The 19,363-nt window shown below is 61.4% G+C and carries 20 protein-coding genes; 9 read left to right on the top strand and 11 right to left on the bottom strand.

Features of this window, described 5'->3' with window-relative positions:
- Window positions 1-35: 35 nt before the first annotated feature.
- Genes zur through ACLH0H_RS08575 form a run of 4 tightly spaced genes read left to right on the top strand, consistent with a single transcriptional unit; the run spans window position 36 to window position 2,835 of the window.
- On the top strand, window positions 36-518 hold the full coding sequence (gene zur / locus ACLH0H_RS08560; protein ID WP_411381696.1) for a zinc uptake transcriptional repressor Zur: 483 nt from the start codon (window positions 36-38) through the stop codon (window positions 516-518).
- Window positions 518-1,297 (top strand): zinc ABC transporter ATP-binding protein ZnuC, encoded by a 780-nt coding sequence (znuC, locus tag ACLH0H_RS08565; RefSeq protein WP_076952227.1) that lies wholly within the window; start codon window positions 518-520, stop codon window positions 1,295-1,297. Before zur ends, znuC begins: the two co-directional genes overlap by 1 nt.
- Entirely contained in the window at window positions 1,290-2,078 is a 789-nt protein-coding gene (znuB, locus tag ACLH0H_RS08570; protein ID WP_411381697.1) for a zinc ABC transporter permease subunit ZnuB, read from the top strand. Before znuC ends, znuB begins: the two co-directional genes overlap by 8 nt.
- Window positions 2,079-2,115: 37 nt before the next feature.
- Window positions 2,116-2,835 carry a PA5502 family lipoprotein gene (locus tag ACLH0H_RS08575; RefSeq protein WP_411381698.1) on the top strand — a complete coding sequence of 240 codons (720 nt, stop codon included), beginning with the start codon at window positions 2,116-2,118 and terminating at the stop codon, window positions 2,833-2,835.
- A 113-nt stretch (window positions 2,836-2,948) separates the two neighbouring features.
- On the opposite strand, the gene katE is transcribed toward ACLH0H_RS08575, so the two are convergent.
- Window positions 2,949-5,090: a catalase HPII gene (gene katE, locus ACLH0H_RS08580; RefSeq protein WP_411381699.1), complete on the bottom strand. Its 2,142-nt coding sequence runs from the start codon at window positions 5,088-5,090 to the stop codon at window positions 2,949-2,951.
- Between the two features lie 265 nt (window positions 5,091-5,355).
- Here katE and ACLH0H_RS08585 point away from each other — a divergent pair, with 265 nt between their 5' ends.
- Genes ACLH0H_RS08585 through ACLH0H_RS08595 form a run of 3 tightly spaced genes read left to right on the top strand, consistent with a single transcriptional unit; the run spans window position 5,356 to window position 7,859 of the window.
- A complete protein-coding gene (locus ACLH0H_RS08585) occupies window positions 5,356-6,363 on the top strand; it encodes a methionine ABC transporter ATP-binding protein (RefSeq protein ID WP_411381700.1) in 1,008 nt (335 codons plus the stop codon).
- Window positions 6,363-7,037 (top strand): methionine ABC transporter permease, encoded by a 675-nt coding sequence (locus tag ACLH0H_RS08590; protein WP_169377734.1) that lies wholly within the window; start codon window positions 6,363-6,365, stop codon window positions 7,035-7,037. Before ACLH0H_RS08585 ends, ACLH0H_RS08590 begins: the two co-directional genes overlap by 1 nt.
- Window positions 7,038-7,088: 51 nt before the next feature.
- The gene (locus ACLH0H_RS08595; RefSeq protein ID WP_411381701.1) at window positions 7,089-7,859 is read left to right on the top strand and encodes a MetQ/NlpA family ABC transporter substrate-binding protein; all 771 of its coding nucleotides are present in this window, start codon (window positions 7,089-7,091) and stop codon (window positions 7,857-7,859) included.
- A 184-nt stretch (window positions 7,860-8,043) separates the two neighbouring features.
- Here the strand turns inward: ACLH0H_RS08595 and ACLH0H_RS08600 are convergent, their stop codons facing one another.
- The 5 genes from ACLH0H_RS08600 to ACLH0H_RS08620 are packed head-to-tail and all read right to left on the bottom strand — an operon-like array spanning window position 8,044 to window position 11,967.
- Window positions 8,044-8,679: an SCO family protein gene (locus ACLH0H_RS08600; protein WP_411381702.1), complete on the bottom strand. Its 636-nt coding sequence runs from the start codon at window positions 8,677-8,679 to the stop codon at window positions 8,044-8,046.
- Window positions 8,676-9,575: a heme o synthase gene (gene cyoE, locus ACLH0H_RS08605; RefSeq protein WP_411381703.1), complete on the bottom strand. Its 900-nt coding sequence runs from the start codon at window positions 9,573-9,575 to the stop codon at window positions 8,676-8,678. Before cyoE ends, ACLH0H_RS08600 begins: the two co-directional genes overlap by 4 nt.
- Window positions 9,563-10,642, bottom strand: a complete 1,080-nt coding sequence (locus tag ACLH0H_RS08610; protein WP_411381704.1) for a COX15/CtaA family protein — start codon at window positions 10,640-10,642, stop codon at window positions 9,563-9,565. Before ACLH0H_RS08610 ends, cyoE begins: the two co-directional genes overlap by 13 nt.
- Before the next feature lie 10 nt (window positions 10,643-10,652).
- Entirely contained in the window at window positions 10,653-11,237 is a 585-nt protein-coding gene (locus tag ACLH0H_RS08615; RefSeq protein ID WP_076952275.1) for a hypothetical protein, read from the bottom strand.
- Window positions 11,203-11,967, bottom strand: coding sequence for an SURF1 family protein (locus ACLH0H_RS08620; RefSeq protein ID WP_411381705.1), 765 nt, complete (start codon window positions 11,965-11,967; stop codon window positions 11,203-11,205). The genes ACLH0H_RS08615 and ACLH0H_RS08620 overlap by 35 nt, the downstream gene beginning before the upstream one ends.
- Before the next feature lie 46 nt (window positions 11,968-12,013).
- Here ACLH0H_RS08620 and ACLH0H_RS08625 point away from each other — a divergent pair, with 46 nt between their 5' ends.
- Entirely contained in the window at window positions 12,014-12,217 is a 204-nt protein-coding gene (locus ACLH0H_RS08625) for a twin transmembrane helix small protein (RefSeq protein ID WP_029290319.1), read from the top strand.
- Window positions 12,218-12,223: 6 nt separating this feature from the next.
- Here ACLH0H_RS08625 and ACLH0H_RS08630 read toward each other — a convergent pair whose 3' ends face one another.
- The 4 genes from ACLH0H_RS08630 to coxB all read right to left on the bottom strand — a co-directional run bounded on the left by ACLH0H_RS08630 (window position 12,224) and on the right by coxB (window position 16,606).
- Entirely contained in the window at window positions 12,224-13,111 is an 888-nt protein-coding gene (locus ACLH0H_RS08630; RefSeq protein WP_411381706.1) for a cytochrome c oxidase subunit 3, read from the bottom strand.
- 35 nt (window positions 13,112-13,146) lie between these two features.
- Window positions 13,147-13,698: a cytochrome c oxidase assembly protein gene (locus ACLH0H_RS08635; protein WP_411381707.1), complete on the bottom strand. Its 552-nt coding sequence runs from the start codon at window positions 13,696-13,698 to the stop codon at window positions 13,147-13,149.
- Window positions 13,699-13,833: 135 nt separating this feature from the next.
- Window positions 13,834-15,420, bottom strand: coding sequence for a cytochrome c oxidase subunit I (ctaD, locus tag ACLH0H_RS08640; RefSeq protein WP_076952212.1), 1,587 nt, complete (start codon window positions 15,418-15,420; stop codon window positions 13,834-13,836).
- Window positions 15,421-15,478: 58 nt separating this feature from the next.
- A complete protein-coding gene (coxB, locus tag ACLH0H_RS08645) occupies window positions 15,479-16,606 on the bottom strand; it encodes a cytochrome c oxidase subunit II (protein WP_307387901.1) in 1,128 nt (375 codons plus the stop codon).
- Window positions 16,607-16,975: 369 nt separating this feature from the next.
- Here coxB and ACLH0H_RS08650 point away from each other — a divergent pair, with 369 nt between their 5' ends.
- Window positions 16,976-17,623: a hypothetical protein gene (locus ACLH0H_RS08650; protein WP_411381708.1), complete on the top strand. Its 648-nt coding sequence runs from the start codon at window positions 16,976-16,978 to the stop codon at window positions 17,621-17,623.
- A 129-nt stretch (window positions 17,624-17,752) separates the two neighbouring features.
- Here the strand turns inward: ACLH0H_RS08650 and ACLH0H_RS08655 are convergent, their stop codons facing one another.
- Window positions 17,753-19,300, bottom strand: coding sequence for a SulP family inorganic anion transporter (locus tag ACLH0H_RS08655; protein WP_411381709.1), 1,548 nt, complete (start codon window positions 19,298-19,300; stop codon window positions 17,753-17,755).
- Between the last annotated feature and the right edge of the window lie 63 nt (window positions 19,301-19,363).

Genomic DNA, 19,363 nt, shown 5'->3' on the forward strand with positions numbered 1-19,363 from the left:
ATAATAACGTCTCTATCAAATGTCTGTCGCCGCTCATGCCTAAAACACCGCTTGCCAGCCGTCCCCATGACCATTCTCACTGCGTGCATACCGCGCTGTCGGAAGCCGACACCCTCTGCGCGCAGAAGGGCTTGCGCCTGACTGCCTTGCGTCGCCGTGTGCTGGAACTGGTGTGGCAAAGCCACAAGCCGCTGGGCGCCTACGACATTCTGGGCGTACTCAGCGAGCAGGACGGCCGCCGCGCCGCGCCGCCGACCGTGTACCGCGCGCTGGACTTCCTGCTGGAAAACGGCCTGGTGCACCGCATCGCCTCGCTCAATGCCTTCGTTGGCTGCAACCACCCGGAACACGCGCACCAAGGCCAGTTCCTGATCTGCCGCGCGTGCCACGCCGCCATCGAGCTTGAACAGAAAATCATCAGCGACGCCATCATCCAGAGCGCTGCCGATGTCGGCTTCACGGTCGAAGGGCAAACGGTCGAAGTGGTCGGCCTGTGCTCGGGCTGCCAGGGGGCTTGATGAGCAACGCTTTAATCCGCCTGGAACAGGTCGGGGTCACGTTTGCCGGGCAAAACGTGCTGGATAACATCGCGCTGAGCGTGGAGCCTGGGCAGATCGTCACCCTGATCGGCCCCAATGGCGCCGGCAAGACCACCCTGGTGCGTGCCGTGCTCGGGCTGCTCAAGCCAGACACCGGCAGTGTGTGGCGCAAACCCAAGCTGCGCGTAGGGTATATGCCGCAGAAGCTGCATGTCGACCCGACGCTGCCACTGTCGGTATTGCGTTTCCTGCGCCTGGTGCCGGGCGTGGACCGCGCCCGCGCCCAGGCTGCGCTCAAGGAAGTCGGCGCCGAACAGGTGATCGACAGCCCGGTGCAAAGCATCTCCGGTGGCGAAATGCAGCGCGTGCTGCTGGCCCGCGCCCTGCTGCGCGAGCCGGAGTTGCTGGTGCTTGATGAACCCGTACAAGGCGTCGACGTGGCCGGCCAGGCCGAGTTGTACAGCCTGATCACCCGCCTGCGCGACCGCCATGGCTGCGGCGTGCTGATGGTGTCCCACGACCTGCACCTGGTGATGAGCACCACCGACCAGGTGGTGTGCCTCAACCGTCACGTCTGCTGCTCGGGACATCCGGAACAAGTCAGCGGCGACCCGGCGTTCGTCGAGCTGTTCGGCAAGAACGCGCAAAGCCTGGCGATTTATCACCACCATCACGACCACGCCCACGATCTGCATGGCGCCGTCGTGGATGACGCGTCTACCCCCCACGTTCATGGAGATAGCTGCAAGCATGGCTGATTTTCTGCTCTACGCCCTGCTGGCAGGCTTGGCTTTGGCGCTGGTGGCGGGCCCGCTGGGCTCGTTCGTGGTCTGGCGGCGCATGGCCTATTTTGGCGACACCTTGTCCCACGCCGCGCTGCTGGGCGTGGCCATGGGCTTCCTGCTGGACGTGAGCCCGACCATCGCCGTGACTGTGGGCTGCCTGCTCCTGGCGGTGTTGCTCGTGACCCTGCAACAGCGCCAGCCCTTGGCCTCCGACACCTTGCTGGGCATCCTGGCGCCGAGCACCCTGTCCCTGGGCCTGGTGGTGCTGAGCTTCATGCACGAAGTGCGCATCGACCTGATGGCCTACCTGTTCGGCGATCTGCTGGCGATCAGCCCGATCGATCTGGCCTGGATCCTCGGCGGCGCCGTGATCGTGCTGGTGTTGCTGGTCGCCCTCTGGCGTCCGCTGCTGGCAATCACCGTGCATGAAGAACTGGCGAGAGTGGAAGGCTTGCCCGTACCAGGCCTGCGCATGGCCCTGATGTTGCTGATCGCCGTGGTGATTGCTGTCGCGATGAAGATTGTCGGCGTATTGTTGATCACGTCGCTGTTGATCATCCCGGCCGCCGCCGCCCAACGCCACGCCCGTTCGCCGGAGCAAATGGCGATCGGCGCCAGCCTGCTGGGGATGCTTGCAGTGTGCGGGGGCCTGGCGCTGTCCTGGTTCAAAGATACGCCGGCAGGCCCATCGATCGTGGTCACAGCCGCCGCCCTGTTTCTGCTGAGTTTTGTCCTGCCCCGCCGAGGGGTGTAGACTTGCTCGCTTTTTGCGCAAATAGAGAGTCGCAGGAATGAAGCTGTTCACCTCCCGTTATCTGCTCCTTGCCGCATTTTCCCTGCTGCTGGGCGCCTGTCAAAGCACACCGCCCGCCGCGCCCGGGGCTGCGGACCCGCGTGCCGCGGCCATCGCGCAGCTGGAGCAAAACCTGGCCAGCAGTGAGCTGGCCACCGCCGAAGACCAACTCGCCGCGTTGCAGGCCCAGTCGCCCAACGACCCGACGCTGGAAAACTACCAGCGCCAGTTAGCGGAAGCCTATCTGCAGCGCAGCCAGATCGTGCTGCAAAAAGGGGATGTCAACGCCGCCGCAACGGCCCTGAGCCGCGCCCGCGCCTTGATGCCCAAGGCGCCGGCGCTGACCGGCGGCGTCAACAGCGCCATTACCCATGCCCGCAAAGTCGAACTGGATAACGCCGAGCAAGCCTTGAAGGCCGCCGAAGCCAAGCCCGCCGCCAAGGTCATCGACCCGGCAGCGCCCAGCACCACCGTGGCGTTGAACCTCACCGATATCCAGGCGTTGCGCCACCAACTGGATGCAATCGCCACCGATGTGGTGAATTACCAGTGCGACGTGAGCATCCAGGCGCCGCGCACCGAGGATTACCCGTGGTTGGCCACGTTGTTGACCAAACGGGTGAAGAAGATTGATTCGGAGTATGAGCTGAAGATCCACCGGCAGATCCTCAAGCATATTCCAGCGCAGGTTGTGCTGATTCCGCGTAAGGCAAACTGACGCCATTCGCGAGCAAGCCCGCTCCCACACTTGACCGATTTCCAACATGAGAATGCGGTCAAAATGTGGGAGCGGGCTTGCTCGCGAAGGCGGTTTAAGCCACAGCGCAAGACTTAAGCCGGAATCACCTTGGCCTTCGGCTCACGCTCCCAGACCCGATGCTGGGCAATCGCCGCGAAGAACGCCTTGAACGCCTTGGCATCGGCCCCCACGATCAACCCCGCATCCGCCTCCAGCTTCAGCAGATCCAGCAATGGCTTCACGTCACTGGCCACCGCAATCGCCTTCAGGTGCTTGTACGCCTCCAGCACGTAATGCAACGCCACGCCGTCACCGCTCAGCGCGTCCACCGAGGCTTTGCCGCCTGGGATAAACACCGCGTCGAAGGCAATCGATGGCATGCCTTCCATCGACGCATCCACTGGCAGCGCCTTTCCGTCCGCCGTGGTCACAGGCGCCGAGGTCGGCCCCAGCAACTTGGCATGCGCGCCCTCTGCCTCCAGTGCTTTTTTCAGCGCATCAATCGCCGCGCCATCCACGCCATTGGCGGCCAGGATCGCCACTTTGCGCGTCTTGATGTCGCCCGAAAGCAAATTCACCTGGCTCAAGGCCGGCGATTTTTTCACCGAGGTTTCGCGCACAGGCACCGTGCCTTTGGTCGGCGCGGGCAAGCCCAGGTTCTGCGCAACGCGCTTGGCCAGTTCCAGATCGATGTTGGCCAGGATCTCATTCACCTGGCGCGCACGGATATGCTCGCGCTCGACCTTGCCCAACTCAAAGCTGTAGGCGGCGATGATGTGCTCTTTCTCGTGATGGCTCATGCTGTTGAAAAACAGCGTGGCCTGGGAGAAATGGTCACCGAACGATTCACTGCGCTCGCGCACCTTATTCGCATCGATACGCTCATAGTAGGTCTCAAAACCACCGTCGGTCGGGCCCGCAGGCGTTTCCTTCGGCCAGCCGCCGTCAATGGAGTTCGGCTCGTAAGCGGCGCGACCCTTGTCGATCACGGTCCGATGCTGGGCATCGCGCTGATTGTTGTGGTTCGGCGCGACCGGACGATTGATCGGAATCTCATGGAAGTTCGGACCACCGAGACGACTGATCTGAGTGTCCGTGTACGAAAACAGACGGCCCTGCAGCAGCGGGTCATTGGTGAAGTCGATACCCGGTACGATATGGCCTGGGCAGAAGGCAACCTGCTCAACCTCGGCAAAGAAGTTGTCCGGGTTGCGGTTCAGCACCATCTTGCCCAGCGGGGTGATCGGCACCAGCTCTTCGGGGATGATCTTGGTCGGGTCGAGCAGGTCGAAGTCGAACTTGTGCTCGTCCTCTTCCGCGACGATTTGCACGCCCAATTCCCATTCCGGGTAATCGCCGCTTTCAATCGACTCCCACAGGTCGCGACGGTGGTAGTCGGTATCTTTACCGGCCAGCTTTTGCGCTTCGTCCCACACCAGCGAGCACGTGCCGACTTTAGGCCGCCAGTGGAACTTCACAAAGCTCGATTTGCCCTCGGTGTTGATCAAACGGAAGGTGTGCACGCCAAAGCCCTGCATGGCGCGCAGGCTTTTCGGAATGGCACGGTCGGACATCGCCCAGACCACCATGTGCGCCGACTCCGGCACCAGCGAGACAAAGTCCCAGAACGTATCGTGCGCCGATCCGCCGGTTGGAATCTCGTTGTGCGGTTCAGGCTTGACGGCGTGCACGAAGTCAGGAAATTTGATCGCGTCCTGAATGAAGAACACCGGCATGTTGTTGCCCACCAGGTCGAAGTTGCCTTCTTCGGTGAAGAACTTCACGGCAAAGCCACGCACGTCACGCACCGTATCGCCCGAACCGCGTGGGCCCTGCACGGTGGAGAAGCGCACAAACACCGGGGTTTTATGCTCCGGCGTACGCAGGAACCCGGCCTTGGTCAGCGCCGAATGATCTTCATAGCTCTGGAAGTAACCATGGGCGCCCGTACCGCGGGCATGCACGATGCGCTCCGGGATGCGTTCATGGTCAAAATGCGTGATCTTTTCCCGCATGATGAAGTCTTCCAGCAGCGACGGGCCGCGGGAGCCGACTTTCAGGGTGTTCTGGTTATCGGAAATCTTGACGCCCTGGTTGGTGCGCAGGGCCTGTCCGGTCGCGTCGGAACGGAATTCGTCCAAGGCCTGCAGCTTGGCGTTGGTGTTGCCACGGTCCAGGGTTTCGGTGCCCGCGAGTTCACTCTTCGGCGGGGTTCCTGGCTTCTCGGTACTCATCAGGTAAAACTCCTTGGTTTTAAATGGCCAGAGCGGTCCCCGGCTCGTTTGAGCAAACTCCCAGGCACGGCACCTGGAAAACGAGTTGCTTAAGTAGTGACTGATGAGGTTTTGGGCCGTTCCTTTTTTATGACCTTTGATCGCGTTATTGCCAAATCGCTGGGTGAATGCGAAATAAATGCTAAGAAACGCTAGTCGGACAGGCTAAAATGCGCGCCCGGCTAACCGCTGATCCCTTTTCAATGCGCCCCACAAGGTTCGCTACGTGATCGAGTTTCAAAACGTCCATAAAACCTACCGCGTCGCCGGTAAGGATATTCCCGCCCTGCATTCCACCAGCCTGCGCGTCGAGAACGGCCAGGTGTTTGGCCTGATTGGCCACTCGGGTGCGGGCAAAAGCACCCTGCTGCGCCTGATCAACCGCCTCGAAGAACCGAGCGGCGGCCAGATCACGGTGGACGGCGAAGAAGTCACCGCCCTGGACGCCAACGGTCTGCGCCGTTTTCGCCAGCAGGTCGGGATGATCTTCCAGCACTTCAACCTGCTGGCCTCCAAGACCGTCGCCGACAACGTCGCGCTACCCCTGACCCTGGCCGGCGAACTGTCGCGCAAGGACATCGACCTGCGCGTCGCCGAGCTGCTCGCCCGCGTCGGCCTGTCGGACCACGCGAGGAAGTACCCGGCGCAGTTGTCCGGTGGCCAGAAGCAGCGCGTCGGCATTGCCCGTGCCCTGGCGACCAAGCCCAAAATCCTGCTGTGCGACGAAGCCACCAGCGCCCTCGACCCGCAGACCACCGCCTCGGTGCTGCAACTGCTGGCCGAGATCAACCGCGAACTCAAGCTGACCATCGTGCTGATCACCCATGAAATGGACGTGATCCGCCGCGTCTGCGACCAGGTCGCGGTGATGGACGCCGGTGTGATAGTCGAGCAGGGCTCAGTGGCCGGGGTGTTCCTGCACCCCAAGCACCCGACCACCAAACGCTTCGTACAAGAAGCCGAGCAGGTCGATGAGGGCGAGCAACGCGATGACTTCGCCCACGTACCAGGCCGTATCGTGCGCCTGACGTTCCAGGGCGAAGCGACCTACGCGCCGTTGCTGGGTACCGTCGCCCGCGAAACGGGGGTGGACTACAGCATCCTCGCCGGTCGTATCGACCGCATCAAAGACATCCCCTACGGGCAACTGACCCTCGCCGTCACGGGTGGCGACATGGAAGCAGCCTTCGCGCGCTTCACCGCCGCTGACGTCCACATGGAGGTCCTGCGCTAATGGAAGTCCTGTTGAGTTTCTTCGCCAATATCGACTGGTCCGAAATCTGGCTCGCCACTGGCGACACCATGACGATGCTGTTCGGCTCGCTGTTCTTCACCGTGGTGCTGGGCCTGCCGCTGGGCGTGCTGCTGTTCCTGACCAGCCCGCGCCAGTTGTTCGAACAGAAGGGCCTGTACGCACTGCTGTCGCTGATTGTGAATATCCTGCGCTCGCTGCCGTTCATCATCCTGTTGATCGTGATGATCCCGTTCACCGTCCTGATCACTGGCACATCGCTGGGTGTCGCGGGTGCGATTCCACCGCTGGTCGTCGGTGCCACGCCGTTCTTCGCACGCCTGGTGGAAACCGCCCTGCGTGAAGTGGACCGCGGCATCATCGAGGCGACCCAATCCATGGGCGCCACCACCCGCCAGATCATCACCAACGCCTTGTTGCCCGAAGCCCGCCCCGGCATTTTCGCGGCGATTACCGTGACGGCGATTACACTGGTGTCCTACACGGCGATGGCCGGTGTGGTCGGTGCCGGCGGCCTGGGTGACCTGGCGATACGTTTCGGTTACCAGCGGTTCCAGACCGATGTGATGGTGGTCACCGTGGTGATGCTGTTGATCCTGGTGCAAATTCTGCAAACCGTCGGCGACAAGCTGGTGGTGCACTTTTCTCGAAAATAACGGCCATGGCCGGCCAAGCGCCGGCACATGCCCGAACAAGGAGCTTGTTGGATGAAAAAACTACTGGTTGCTTTCGCCGCCGTTGCCGCGTTCTCCGCCCACGCCGAGACCATCACGGTCGCCGCCTCGCCGGTGCCGCACGCGGAAATCCTCGAATTCGTGAAACCTGCGCTGGCCAAAGAGGGCGTGGACCTGCAAGTCAAAGTCTTCACCGACTACGTGCAGCCAAACGTGCAAGTGGCCGAAAAACGCCTGGACGCCAACTTCTTCCAGCACCAGCCGTACCTGGATGAGTTCAACAAGGCCAAGGGCACTCACCTGGTGAGCGTCGGCGCTGTACACCTGGAGCCCCTGGGCGCCTACTCCAGCAAGTACAAAAAGCTGGACGAGCTGCCAAGCGGCGCCAACGTGGTAATCCCGAACGACGCCACCAATGGCGGCCGCGCGCTGTTGCTGCTGGCCAAGAACGGCCTGATCACCCTGAAGGACCCGACTGACATCCTGTCGACCATCAAGGACATCACCGGTAACAGCAAAAACCTGAAATTCCGCGAACTGGAAGCCGCCACCTTGCCGCGCGTGCTGACCCAGGTCGACCTGGCGCTGATCAACACCAACTACGCGCTGGAAGCCAAGCTGGACCCGTCCAAGGATGCATTGGTCATCGAAGGCAACGACTCGCCTTACGTCAACATCCTGGTGACTCGCGAAGACAACAAGGATTCGGATGCATTGAAGAAGCTGGTTGCAGCGCTGCACACGCCTGAAGTGAAAGCCTTCATCCTCGAGAAGTACAAAGGCGCGATCCTGCCGGCGTTCTGATCGAAGCGGACGCAGAGCGTCCAGGGCGGCATTCCCACGCGGAGCGTGGGAACGATCAAACACTGAAGATCAAAAATGTGGGAGCGGGCTTGCTCGCGAATGCGGTGGATCAGTCGATATGTTTGGCGACTGACACTCCGCTTTCGCGAGCAAGCCCGCTCCCACATTTGCTTTGTGTTGCCTGTTACTGACGCTTTACCAACCCCGGCAATTGCGCCACCAGCTTCTGGCTGTTCAGCGGCGCACGAATAAACCCGCGCTGCGTCCCATCCGGCCCGATCAGCGCGAGGTTGCCGCTGTGGTCGACGGTGTAGTTGGGCTTGCTAGTGTCGGCGGGAATGAACGGTATGCTCACGGCATTCGAGACTTTTTGTACATCCTCCACATTCGCGCCGGTGAGGCCCTGGAACTGCGGATCGAAGTAGCCCAGGTACTGCTTGAGCTGGGTCGGCGTATCGCGGTTCGGGTCGACGCTCACCAGGACCACCTGCAACTTATCCACAACGTCCTTGGGCAGCTCGCTCTTGATCTGGCGCAGTTGGGCAAGGGTGGTGGGGCAGATATCCGGGCAGAAAGTGTAGCCGAAGAACAGCAGGCTCCACTTGCCTTTCAATTCGTTGACGAGCACCGGCTGGCCGTTCTGGTCTGTCATGGTCACCGGCGGCAATTGACGGCTTTGTGGCAGCAGGATGATGCCGGCGTCGATCAGCGCGGTGGGGTCGCCCTGGCCCTTGCCCGAGAGCACTTTGTTAACGGTCAGGCCCATGATCAATGCCACCAGGGCCACCAGGATGAAGACAGTCTTTTGAGTTCGAGTCATAGGTTCAACAGTAGGTAGTGATCTACGAGCAGGGCGATAAACAGCAGGAACAGGTACCAGATAGAGTACTTGAAGGTGTTGATCGCCGCGTGCGGCCGAGCACCACGGTACAACACCCAGGCCCATTGCAGAAAGCGCCCGCCCAATACCAGCGCGCACGCAAGGTAGAGCAAGCCGCTCATATGGATCACATAGGGCATAAGACTCACCGCCAATAGAACAAAGGTGTAAAGCAGGATGTGCACCTTGGTGTAGTGCTCGCCATGGGTGACCGGCAGCATCGGAATATCCGCCTTGGCGTATTCCTCCTTGCGGTGAATGGCCAGCGCCCAGAAGTGCGGCGGGGTCCAGGCAAAGATGATCAGCACCAGCAGCAAGGGTTCGGCGCTGACGTGGCCGGTAACGGCAACCCACCCCAACAACGGCGGCGCCGCGCCGGCCAGCCCGCCGATGACAATATTCTGCGGCGTCGCGCGCTTTAAAAAGCCGGTGTAGATCAGCGCGTAGCCCAGCAACGAAGCCAGGGTGAGCCATGCCGCCAGCGCATTGGTGAACGCCAGCAACAGCGCCAGCCCTGCAACAGCCAGAAACAATGCAAACGCCAACGCCGCCAGTGGTGAGACGCGCCCCTCTGCCAATGGCCGCTTATGGGTGCGCGCCATCATCGTGTCAATCCGTCGGTCCACCACGTGGTTGACCGCCGCCGCGCCGCCCGCACACAGGGCAATCCCCAGGTTGCCGAACACCAGCACCGTCCATGGCACGCCGGCACGGGTCGCCAGGAACATCCCCACCAAGGAAGTGATGAGCATCAGCACCACCACCTTCGGCTTGGTCAGCTCCAGGTAGTCACGCCAGATCGCCTGGCCGTGGCGCGCGCCGATCAGGGTCGCCATGGCATCTCTCCTTTAAGGGTCATCAGGCCCGACACCGGTTTGCGCGGGATAAATCGCCAAGCGAATGGCAGCGGCTTGCGCACCCGGACCAGGCTGGTGCGCGCGTGATAATTGACCAGCACCAGGCTCAGCAACAGCGCCGCGCCCCCGGCGTTATGCCCGACCGCCACCGGCAGCGGCAGGCCGAAATACACATTGCTCACACCCAGGCAGACTTGCGCGGCCAGGGCCATCAGCAGCAAACCCGCCAATCGCGTCATGCCGACCGCGCGCAGTTGCCATGCCAGGCCGAGCAGCACCAGGCTGACGATCACGGCGCCAGCGCGGTGGGTCAGGTGGATGGCGGTGCGCGCTTCGCTGTCCAATTGCCCGCCAAGGTAGTTGGGGCCGATGTGCTGGGTGAGGTGAAAGCCATTGGCGAAATCCGCAGCCGGCCACCAATCACCATGACACGTCGGCAAATCAACACAGGCCACCGCCGCATAATTGGAGCTGACCCAACCGCCGAGCGCAATCTGCGCGATCACCAGCACCAGCCCGGCGGTGGCCCAATATTGCAGACGCTTGGGCACGATCAATGCGGGCAACACCCCGGACAGGCGCAACGTCAGCAAAAACAGCAGGCTCAAGGTGGCAAAGCCGCCCAAAAGATGACCTGTCACCACCTGCGGCCACAGCTTCAACGTCACCGTCCACATGCCAAACGCCGCCTGGGCAACCACCACCGCCAGCACGAACAACGGCAGTTTCACCGGTTGGCCCGGATCACGCCGATGGCTCCAGGAACGCGCCGCCAGCAGCGCGATCAGTACACCCAGCGTGCCGGCAAAGTAGCGATGAATCATCTCGCTCCAGCCCTTGGCCGCTTCCACCGGTGTATCAGGAAAATGCAACTCGGCATGGGCCAGTTGGGCTTCACTTTGCGGCACGCTGATAAAACCGTAGCAGCCGGGCCAATCCGGGCAACCCAGGCCGGCGTGGGTCAAGCGGGTGTAGGCGCCGAGCAGCACGACGACCAGCGCCAGCAAGGTGGCAAACAATGCGAGGCGAAATCCGGGTTTGGCCATGACAATGCCCCTATCCGATGTTCGACAGTTTCAGCAAATGGCGCAGGTCGTTGAGCAAGTCCTTGCCCTTGACCGTGGCGTCGTAGCGCAACACCAGGTTGCCGTGGGGATCAACGATCCACAGCTGCGCATCGCCCGGCGCACTGGCATTTTTAGTGAACGTCGACAGGTCCAGCGGATAGCGCTGCAGTTGCGGGTATTCGGCCTTGAGCTTGGCGGCGTAATCGCTGCTGACGGGCTGCGCGCTGGCCAAGGCATGGCTGGCGCGCGAAGCATCGCGGCCCAGGCCGATCTGCAACTGGCGCGCGAGGTACACCAGTTGCCGGCAATCGGCGGCGCAGGCGGCGGGCGCGGTCACCAGCAACTGCCAACGCTGTTCGTCGGCCTGCACACCAATGTCGCCGCGAGTCTGGCCATTGCCGATCAGTTCGCCATGGTAGCTGCGGCCGTCCGGGACCCAGAATTGCAGCTTGTACATGAAGGTCGCCAGCGCCATCGGGCCGATGACCATCAGCAGGATCAGAATCAGCTGCCAACGGCCTTTGCGCCGGTCAGGCAGTTCAGATGTGTTGGGTGGACTCATGGCCGCTCCCATGGGGCTTCTCCTTTTTGTTGTGCCATCCGAGATAGAGATAAAGCGCCAGCAGGGCCAGCGACATGGCGAACCACTGCACGGCATACGCCAGGTGTTTTTCCGGCCCCATGGCCACAATGGGCCAAGTGGTTTCGTAGGTGCCGGGGCCGGCTTCGGCCCGCAGTTCATAGGCGAAACCGCTACGGCCCAGCTCAGCCCATAACGCGGCGGGGTGCAGTGCGGTCAGCAATCGCGGCCATTGCGCACCCGCCGGGTCGGCATGCAACTGAAAGGTTTCGCCGGGGGCGACGTACACCCAGGCCTGCAGATTCAACGGCTGTTCAGGGGTGCTGAAGACCGGCGGCGTGCGCCGATCCGGCCAGGGCAGCCAGCCGCGATTGAGCAACAGCCACAGGCCGCTGGCCTGGTCGTGGAAAGGTTGCAGCAATTCAACGCCCGCCCTGCCGTCGCGCATCCGATTGTCGAGCAGTACGCTGTGCTCGGCGTCGAATTGGCCGCGCAACTGCACGCGGCGAAAGGCCGGGTCAGTGATGTCATTGAGTTGCGCACTGTTGACCGGATCAGCCGCACGCCGCTCGGTATAACTGTCCACCAGCCGCCGTTTTTCATGACCACGGGACAGTTGCCAGAACCCCAGGCCGACCATCAGCGGCAGCAACACCAGCACGACCAGCGTGGGTGCGACCCCGGGACGAAAGCATTTCATGGCGCTGGCTATACTTGTTTTCATTGCCCGCCCATTTCCCCTAAGTGCCCATCAAGCCGGGAGCCTGACCATGCTCAAAGCAGCCATTGCCCTGATGCTGATCGCGACTGTCGTGAGCCTGTTCAGTGGCTTGTTTTTCCTGGTCAAGGACGAGGGCCACTCCAACCGCCTCGTCACGGCCTTGACCGTGCGTGTCGTGCTGGCCGTGATGACCCTGGCGTTGATCACCTGGGGTTTTTTCAGCGGCCAACTGGTTTCTCATGCGCCGTGGTGAGGCACCTCACAGCACATAGACGAAGAAAAACAGCCCGATCCACACCACATCCACAAAGTGCCAATACCAACTGGCCGCCTCGAAACCGAACTGGTGCTCGGCATCGAAGTGACCCTTGAGGATGCGCATCAGCATCACGAACAAAATGATCGTGCCGATGGTGACGTGAGCGCCGTGAAAGCCAGTGAGCATGAAGAAGGTGGCGCCGTAGACACCCGAGCCGAGGGTGAGCCCGAGCTCCTTGTAGGCATGGATATATTCCTCGGCCTGGAACCCGAGGAACGCCACGCCCAGCAGCACAGTGATTGCCAGCCAGAGTTTCAGCGCACCGCGATGGCCTTTGCGCAAGGCATGGTGGGCAAGGGTGATGGTTACACTGGAGCTCACCAGCAAAATGGTGTTCACCAGCGGCAGGCCCCACGGGCTGATGGTGCCCTTGGGTGCCGGATACAGTTTGGGATCAGGGTTATTCAACAACGGCCAGGCAAATTCGAAGTTCGGCCACAGCATGTGCGCGATGCCCTTGGGTCCTTCACCGGCCAACGCTGGCGCGGACAGGTGGCGTACGTAGAACAGCGCACCAAAGAACGCAATAAAGAACATCACTTCGGAAAAGATGAACCAGCTCATGCCCCAGCGGAACGAGCGGTCCATCTGCGAACTGTACAAACCGGCGCGGCTTTCCTTGATCACCGCACCAAACCAGCCAAACATCATGTACGCCAGCAGCAAGCCACCGGCGAAAAAGATCCAGGGGCCGTGGGATTCCGGGCGCAAAGCCTTCAAGTCGTTGAACCACAGGCCCAGGCCATACACGCTGATCAACAGGCCAAACGTGGCAATTATCGGCCATTTGCTTTGCGCTGGTACGTAGTACGTATCATGAGTCGACATGTATTCGCTCTCCTGATTGAGCGGGCAAACAGTAGCTAGCCCCCGGTGCGGACCGCCGCGGGCGGTTGGCGCGCAGTGATGTCAAACAGCGTGTACGCCAGGGTCAGATGCTTCACATCCTTGGGCACGTCGCGGTCGACGATGAAGCGCACCGGCATTTCGATGCGCTCGCCTGGCTGCAGCACTTGCTGGGTAAAGCAAAAGCACTCGGTCTTGTGGAAATACATCGCCGCTTCGGCCGGGGAAATGCTCGGTACCGCCTGGGCGGTCATGGCCTTGTCGGTGGGGTTGAAGGCCACGAACAGCATCTCGGTGACCGCGCCGGGATTGACTACCACTTCATCGGCCTTGGCGTGAAATTCCCAGACCATGTCGATGGCGTTGGTGGACAGGAACTGCACGCGCACCTGGCGCGACGGGTCCACCACCTGGGAGCCCTCGTACTGCCCGGCCGTCTTGCCGTTGATGCCGAACGCCTTGCACATCACGTCGTAGATCGGCACCAGGGCGAAGCCAAAGGCGAACATCGCCAGCACCAGGATCAGCAGGCGAGTGACCAAGCGCTTGAGGGGCACGGAGTCAGCCATGGCGTAGCGCTCGCTTTTGACTTTCTGTGGGAGCTGGCTTGCCTGCGATGAGGCCCTGGCAGCCGATAGAGTCGGCGCCTGATACACCGCTATCGCAGGCAAGCCAGCTCCCACAGGGGGCTTGCGGCGTCAGGTTCATTTAACCTCCGGCGGCGTAGTGAAGGTGTGGTACGGCGCCGGCGAGGGCACGCTCCACTCCAGGCCTTCGGCGCCATCCCAGGGTTTGGCCGGTGCCGGCGTACCGCCGCGGATGCACTTGATCACGATAAACAGGAAGAATATCTGCGTAGCGCCAAACATGAAGGCACCAATCGAGGACACCATGTTGAAGTCGGCGAACTGCAGGTTGTAGTCCGGCACCCGGCGCGGCATGCCCGCCAGCCCGACAAAGTGCATCGGGAAAAACGCCATGTTCATGCCCACGAAAGACAGCCAGAAGTGCAACTTGCCCAGGGTTTCGTCGTACATGTGGCCGGTCCACTTCGGCAACCAGTAGTAGGCCGAGGCGAAGATGCCGAAGATCGCGCCGGGCACCAGTACGTAATGGAAGTGCGCCACCACAAAGTAGGTGTCGTGGTACTGGAAGTCCGCCGGGGCAATCGCAAGCATCAGCCCGGAGAAGCCGCCGATGGTGAACAGGATCACGAACGCCACGGCAAACAGCATCGGCGTTTCGAACGTCAGCGAGCCTTGCCACATGGTGCTGACCCAGTTGAACACCTTTACCCCGGTCGGCACGGCGATCAGCAGCGTGGCGTACATGAAGAACAGCTCGCCCACCAATGGAATACCCACCACGAACATGTGGTGCGCCCACACGATGAACGACAGGAACGCGATGCTCGCCGTGGCGTAGACCATCGAGGTGTAGCCAAACAGCGGCTTGCGCGAAAAAGTCGGGATGATCGAACTGACGGCGCCGAAGGCCGGCAGGATCATGATGTACACCTCGGGGTGGCCGAAGAACCAGAACACATGCTGGAACAGCACCGGGTCACCGCCGCCGGACGCACTGAAAAAGCTGGTGCCGAAGTGGATATCCATCAGCATCATGGTCACGCAACCGGCCAGTACCGGCATCACCGCGATCAGCAGGAACGCGGTGATCAGCCAGGTCCAGACGAACAGCGGCATTTTCATCAACGTCATACCCGGCGCGCGCAGGTTGAGGATGGTGGCGACCACGTTGATCGCGCCCATGATCGAACTGATGCCCATCAAGTGAATGGCGAAGATAAAGAACGTTACGCTTTCCGGCGCGTAGGTGGTGGACAGCGGCGCGTAGAACGTCCAGCCGAAATTCGGCCCGCCACCGGGGCTGAACAGCGTCGAGACCAGCAGCAGGAAGGCAGCCGGCAGCAGCCAGAAGCTGAAGTTGTTCATGCGCGGCAGGGCCATGTCCGGCGCGCCGATCATCAGCGGGATCATCCAGTTGGCCAGGCCGACAAACGCCGGCATCACCGCGCCGAACACCATGATCAGGCCGTGCATGGTGGTCATCTGGTTGAAGAACGCCGGCTCCACGATCTGCAGGCCCGGCTGGAACAGTTCGGCACGGATCACCATGGCGAACGAACCGCCGAGCAGGAACATGGCGAAGGCGAACCACAAGTACATGGTGCCAATGTCTTTGTGGTTGGTGGTCAGCACCCAGCGCATCAACCCCTTGGCGGGGCCATGGGCATGGTCGGCGTGACCATGGTCATCGATCACAGCGCTCATGGCCGTTCTCCTGCAAGCGAGTGGGCGGGGCGGGTCGAGGTAAATGCCATGAAGTCGTTCATTGGCTTTGCGCCTGCTTGATGGCCAGCACGTCTTTGGGCGTGACCATGTCGCCTTTGTTATTGCCCCAGGCGTTGCGCTCGTAGGTCACCACGGCGGCGATGTCCACTTCCGAGAGCTGCTTGCCGAAGGCCGCCATCGCGGTGCCAGGCTTGCCGTTGTAGACGATGTTCAGGTGATCGGCCGCGGGCCCGGTGGCGATTTTCGAGCCCTTGAGCGCCGGGAACATCGGCGGCAGGCCCTGGCCTTCAGCCTGGTGGCAGGCCACACAGGTGGTGTGGTAGACCTTGTCGCCACGCGCTACCAGCTCTTCAAGCGTCCACTCCTTGGAGGTCAGCTCCTTGAGCTTGGCGGCCTCTTGCTTGCGCTCGCCGAGCCAGGTGTCGTAGTCGGCCCTGGACTTGACCTCGACCACGATGGGCATGAAACCGTGGTCCTTGCCGCACAGTTCGGCGCACTGGCCGCGGTAGATGCCGGGCTTCTCGACACGGGTCCAGGCCTCGTTGACGAAGCCGGGAATGGCGTCGCGCTTGACCGCAAACGCCGGCACCCACCACGAATGGATTACGTCGGCGGCCGTCACCAGAAAGCGCACCTTGGCTCCCACCGGCAGCACCAACGGCTGGTCAACTTCCAGCAGGTAATGTTCGCCCTTGGTCGCCTGGTTACGAATCTGTTCGGCGGGCGTGGCCAGGTTGCTGAAGAATTCCACGTCCTGACCCAGGTATTTGTAATGCCATTTCCACTGGTAACCGGTGACCTGGATATCGATATCCGATTCACTGCTGTCGTAGATATTGATCAGGGTCTTGGTCGCGGGGATGGCCATCGCAACCAGAATCAACAACGGCACCACGGTCCAGAGGATTTCCACGGTGGTGCTCTCGTGGAACTTGGCCGCGACCTGGCCGGTGGAGCGGCGGTGAAGGATCATCGACCAGAACATCGCGCCAAACACGATGACGCCGATCACCACACAGATCCAGAAAATGGTCATGTGCAGGTCGAACACTGCGTGACTGACCTCGGTGGCCCCTGGCGCCATATTCGTTGTCCAGGCGGCATGGGCCTGGCCGAATACCGACGACAACAGGAGGCCCATCCAAACGTGTGGATGTCGCATCATTGCGGGTTCCCCTTATCGTTCTTGTTATCCCGCCGGTTTGCACCTGCGTCGAAGGGAGCGGCTTCCATAGTGCCTACAACCGCTTAGCCTTGCCTGCTTATGCAGTCTGGCGTCATCAGCTAATCGCCTACAAATCCGAGTATAGACAGGCTCTGCAACCCCGCAATGTGTAGGGGCAAATGAAGCGGAAATGATCGGCCCGAGCCAACAAAACCGGGAGCGGAATCGTTTATTCGGCAAACGATGGCAATTCGATATAACGGCGATGCATAACCATGAAATAATTATGACAAATGCGTCTGAGGCCCTCGTATAAACGAGCTACCTTAACTTCTCCCTTTTCCTACACCTGCAATCATTGGAGCCTTCATGAACACCGCCGCATTGCGCGAGCAGATTTCCCGTGCCCATCAACACGAAACCAGCACGGGCCAGCTTGCCCAGCAACTGGAAAAACAATTGCCGCACCTGCATTCGGCCATTTCCCTGGCTGACGGTGATCGCAACATGGTCATGACGCGCTTTGTTACCGCCTACATCGATCTCGTCCCGGATTTGCTGGACGCCGCCAACGACGTGGCCCGCGAAGCCGGTATCGAAAGCCAGATCAAGCCGGTGCTGAAGATCGCCGAGCATTTCTTCCTGCAGCCACCCGCCATCCTGGCCGGCCATGAAGGGCTCGACGGCCTGCTGGACGAGGCCTATCTGGCCCACCGCTTGGTGGAAGAGGTCAACGATCTGTACATCAAGCACTTCGGCCAGCCGTTGATTCCGGCGGACACCACGGTGGCCAATGTCATTGCCCATCGACTGATCGGCGAAGCCTTCGCCAACCAGCTGGATGAAGCGGTGCACCACGCGGTGGATGAAATGCTCAACGATGAGAGCTTTGCGCTGGAGTCGGTCGAGGTCTATCGCGAAAAGCTCAAGAGTCCGCAAACGGAAGCCGCCTGGAAGCGCTGGCCGTGCCTGTCGCGGCAGTTGGGGGTTGAATTGGCGTTGGATCAGCCTGCCTGATTTTCCGTACCGATAGAGATCAAATGTGGGAGCGGGCTTGCTCGCGAATGCGGCGGTTCAGTTGATACATCTGTGACTGACAAACCGCATTCGCGAGCAAGCCCGCTCCCACATTTCGATCCGGTTTCGTCAGCCAGCCGAGGCTGCCGAACCTATCCCCGTCGTCATGCGAATCCGCCCTTCCAATCGCCGCTTCAACCCACGCGCTTCGATGACCAGCTTGGAGCCTTTGGCCGCGTTGGCGCGCCCCCATTCTTCCAGCAGTTCCAGGCAAGAATGGTCGATATAGCTCAGGTTGCTCAGGGGCACGTGCAAGGTCGTTCCTGCCGGCACCGTCGCCAGCACCTGGGTCAGCGCGGGCACTTTCAGGAAGGTAGCCGCCCCCGTCAGGCGCAACTCCATTTCAGCCTCCTGCGGCAGGTCGATCAGGCTGACTTTCAGCCTCGATGCCTTAAACGCCAGCTTGACCAACGTCAACCCGAAGCCCACCAGCACGCCGGTCAGTAGGTCGGTGAAGATGATCGCCAACGCCGTGGCAGCGTAGGTAAACATCGGCATCCGCCCGTAGCGGCCCAGTGCCTTGAACGCCTTGATGTCCACCAGCTTGATCCCGGTGTACACCAACACGCCCGCCAGGCTCGCCACCGGAATGCTTTGCAGCACACTCGACAGCAGCAGCACGAACGCCAGCAACCACAACCCGTGGAACATTGCCGACAAACGCGTGGTGGCACCGGCCTGCACGTTGGCCGAGCTGCGCACGATCACACCCGTCATCGGCAAAGCGCCAACCAGCCCGCAAAGCATGTTGCCTACACCTTGAGCGGATAATTCCTTGTCGAAATCAGAACGCTGACCGCTGTGCATGCGATCGACCGCCGCGGCGGACAGCAGGGTTTCGGCACTGGCGATAAACGCCACGGCGAACGCGGCGATCAACAGTTGCGGATCGGCGAGGTTCAGCAAGTCGCTGGGGCGCAGCCAATCAATGGCATCGGCGAGGTTTTCCGGGACTTCCACGCGCTTGACCTGCAACGCCAGCACCAGGCTGACTACGGTGGTCAGGCCCACACCCAACAAGGCACCCGGTACAAAGCGCAGACCTTGCGGACGAAACTTATCCCATACGTACATCACCAGCATCGTCGACAAACCGAGCAGTCCCGCCTGCCAGCCCAGGCCACCGCCCAGGGCCGGAATCGCGTCAGCCAAAGCCGCCGGGAAACCTACCAGGTTATCCAGCCCGGAAGGCTTGGGTGCGCCGTCGAGCATCACGTGGATCTGCGACAGCACAATCAACACGCCGATCCCCGCCAGCATGCCATACACCACGGCTGGGGCCGTGACACGGAACCAGCAGCCCAAGCGCAAACGCCCGGCAACCAGTTGCAGGAAACCCGCCAGCAACAGAATCGGCCCAAGCATCAGCATGCCGTGCTGGCGCACCAGCTCAAACACCAGCACCGCCAGACCCGCAGCCGGGCCGCTGACCTGCAGCGGCGAACCCGCCAGCCAACCTACCACCAGGCCACCGATGATGCCGGTGATCAGCCCCTTGGCCGGCGGCATGCCCGAAGCGATCGCGATACCCATGCACAGGGGCAGGGCGACCAGAAAAACAACCACGGAAGCCAGCAGCTCCCGTGGCAATACAGCTTTCAATTGAGCAGCACGCATAATGGCTCTCCCGAGGCATTTGCCGGGCGCGGTAAAGCCTGGCTGCGTCCATGGCAGCCACCG

The organism is Pseudomonas sp. MPB26 (genome assembly GCF_046605355.1).
GTDB lineage: Bacteria > Pseudomonadota > Gammaproteobacteria > Pseudomonadales > Pseudomonadaceae > Aquipseudomonas > Aquipseudomonas cedrina.

What these genes read in the sequence shown, in the direction of transcription:
- zur (WP_411381696.1), top strand. Translation starts at nt 36, where the DNA reads ATGCCTAAAACACCGCTTGCCAGCCGTCCCCATGACCATTCTCACTGC.
- znuC (WP_076952227.1), top strand. Translation starts at nt 518, where the DNA reads ATGAGCAACGCTTTAATCCGCCTGGAACAGGTCGGGGTCACGTTTGCC.
- znuB (WP_411381697.1), top strand. Translation starts at nt 1,290, where the DNA reads ATGGCTGATTTTCTGCTCTACGCCCTGCTGGCAGGCTTGGCTTTGGCG.
- ACLH0H_RS08575 (WP_411381698.1), top strand. Translation starts at nt 2,116, where the DNA reads ATGAAGCTGTTCACCTCCCGTTATCTGCTCCTTGCCGCATTTTCCCTG.
- katE (WP_411381699.1), bottom strand. Translation starts at nt 5,090, where the DNA reads ATGAGTACCGAGAAGCCAGGAACCCCGCCGAAGAGTGAACTCGCGGGC.
- ACLH0H_RS08590 (WP_169377734.1), top strand. Translation starts at nt 6,363, where the DNA reads ATGGAAGTCCTGTTGAGTTTCTTCGCCAATATCGACTGGTCCGAAATC.
- ACLH0H_RS08595 (WP_411381701.1), top strand. Translation starts at nt 7,089, where the DNA reads ATGAAAAAACTACTGGTTGCTTTCGCCGCCGTTGCCGCGTTCTCCGCC.
- ACLH0H_RS08600 (WP_411381702.1), bottom strand. Translation starts at nt 8,679, where the DNA reads ATGACTCGAACTCAAAAGACTGTCTTCATCCTGGTGGCCCTGGTGGCA.
- cyoE (WP_411381703.1), bottom strand. Translation starts at nt 9,575, where the DNA reads ATGGCGACCCTGATCGGCGCGCGCCACGGCCAGGCGATCTGGCGTGAC.
- ACLH0H_RS08610 (WP_411381704.1), bottom strand. Translation starts at nt 10,642, where the DNA reads ATGGCCAAACCCGGATTTCGCCTCGCATTGTTTGCCACCTTGCTGGCG.
- ACLH0H_RS08615 (WP_076952275.1), bottom strand. Translation starts at nt 11,237, where the DNA reads ATGGGAGCGGCCATGAGTCCACCCAACACATCTGAACTGCCTGACCGG.
- ACLH0H_RS08620 (WP_411381705.1), bottom strand. Translation starts at nt 11,967, where the DNA reads ATGAAAACAAGTATAGCCAGCGCCATGAAATGCTTTCGTCCCGGGGTC.
- ACLH0H_RS08625 (WP_029290319.1), top strand. Translation starts at nt 12,014, where the DNA reads ATGCTCAAAGCAGCCATTGCCCTGATGCTGATCGCGACTGTCGTGAGC.
- ACLH0H_RS08630 (WP_411381706.1), bottom strand. Translation starts at nt 13,111, where the DNA reads ATGTCGACTCATGATACGTACTACGTACCAGCGCAAAGCAAATGGCCG.
- ACLH0H_RS08635 (WP_411381707.1), bottom strand. Translation starts at nt 13,698, where the DNA reads ATGGCTGACTCCGTGCCCCTCAAGCGCTTGGTCACTCGCCTGCTGATC.
- ctaD (WP_076952212.1), bottom strand. Translation starts at nt 15,420, where the DNA reads ATGAGCGCTGTGATCGATGACCATGGTCACGCCGACCATGCCCATGGC.
- coxB (WP_307387901.1), bottom strand. Translation starts at nt 16,606, where the DNA reads ATGATGCGACATCCACACGTTTGGATGGGCCTCCTGTTGTCGTCGGTA.
- ACLH0H_RS08650 (WP_411381708.1), top strand. Translation starts at nt 16,976, where the DNA reads ATGAACACCGCCGCATTGCGCGAGCAGATTTCCCGTGCCCATCAACAC.
- ACLH0H_RS08655 (WP_411381709.1), bottom strand. Translation starts at nt 19,300, where the DNA reads ATGCGTGCTGCTCAATTGAAAGCTGTATTGCCACGGGAGCTGCTGGCT.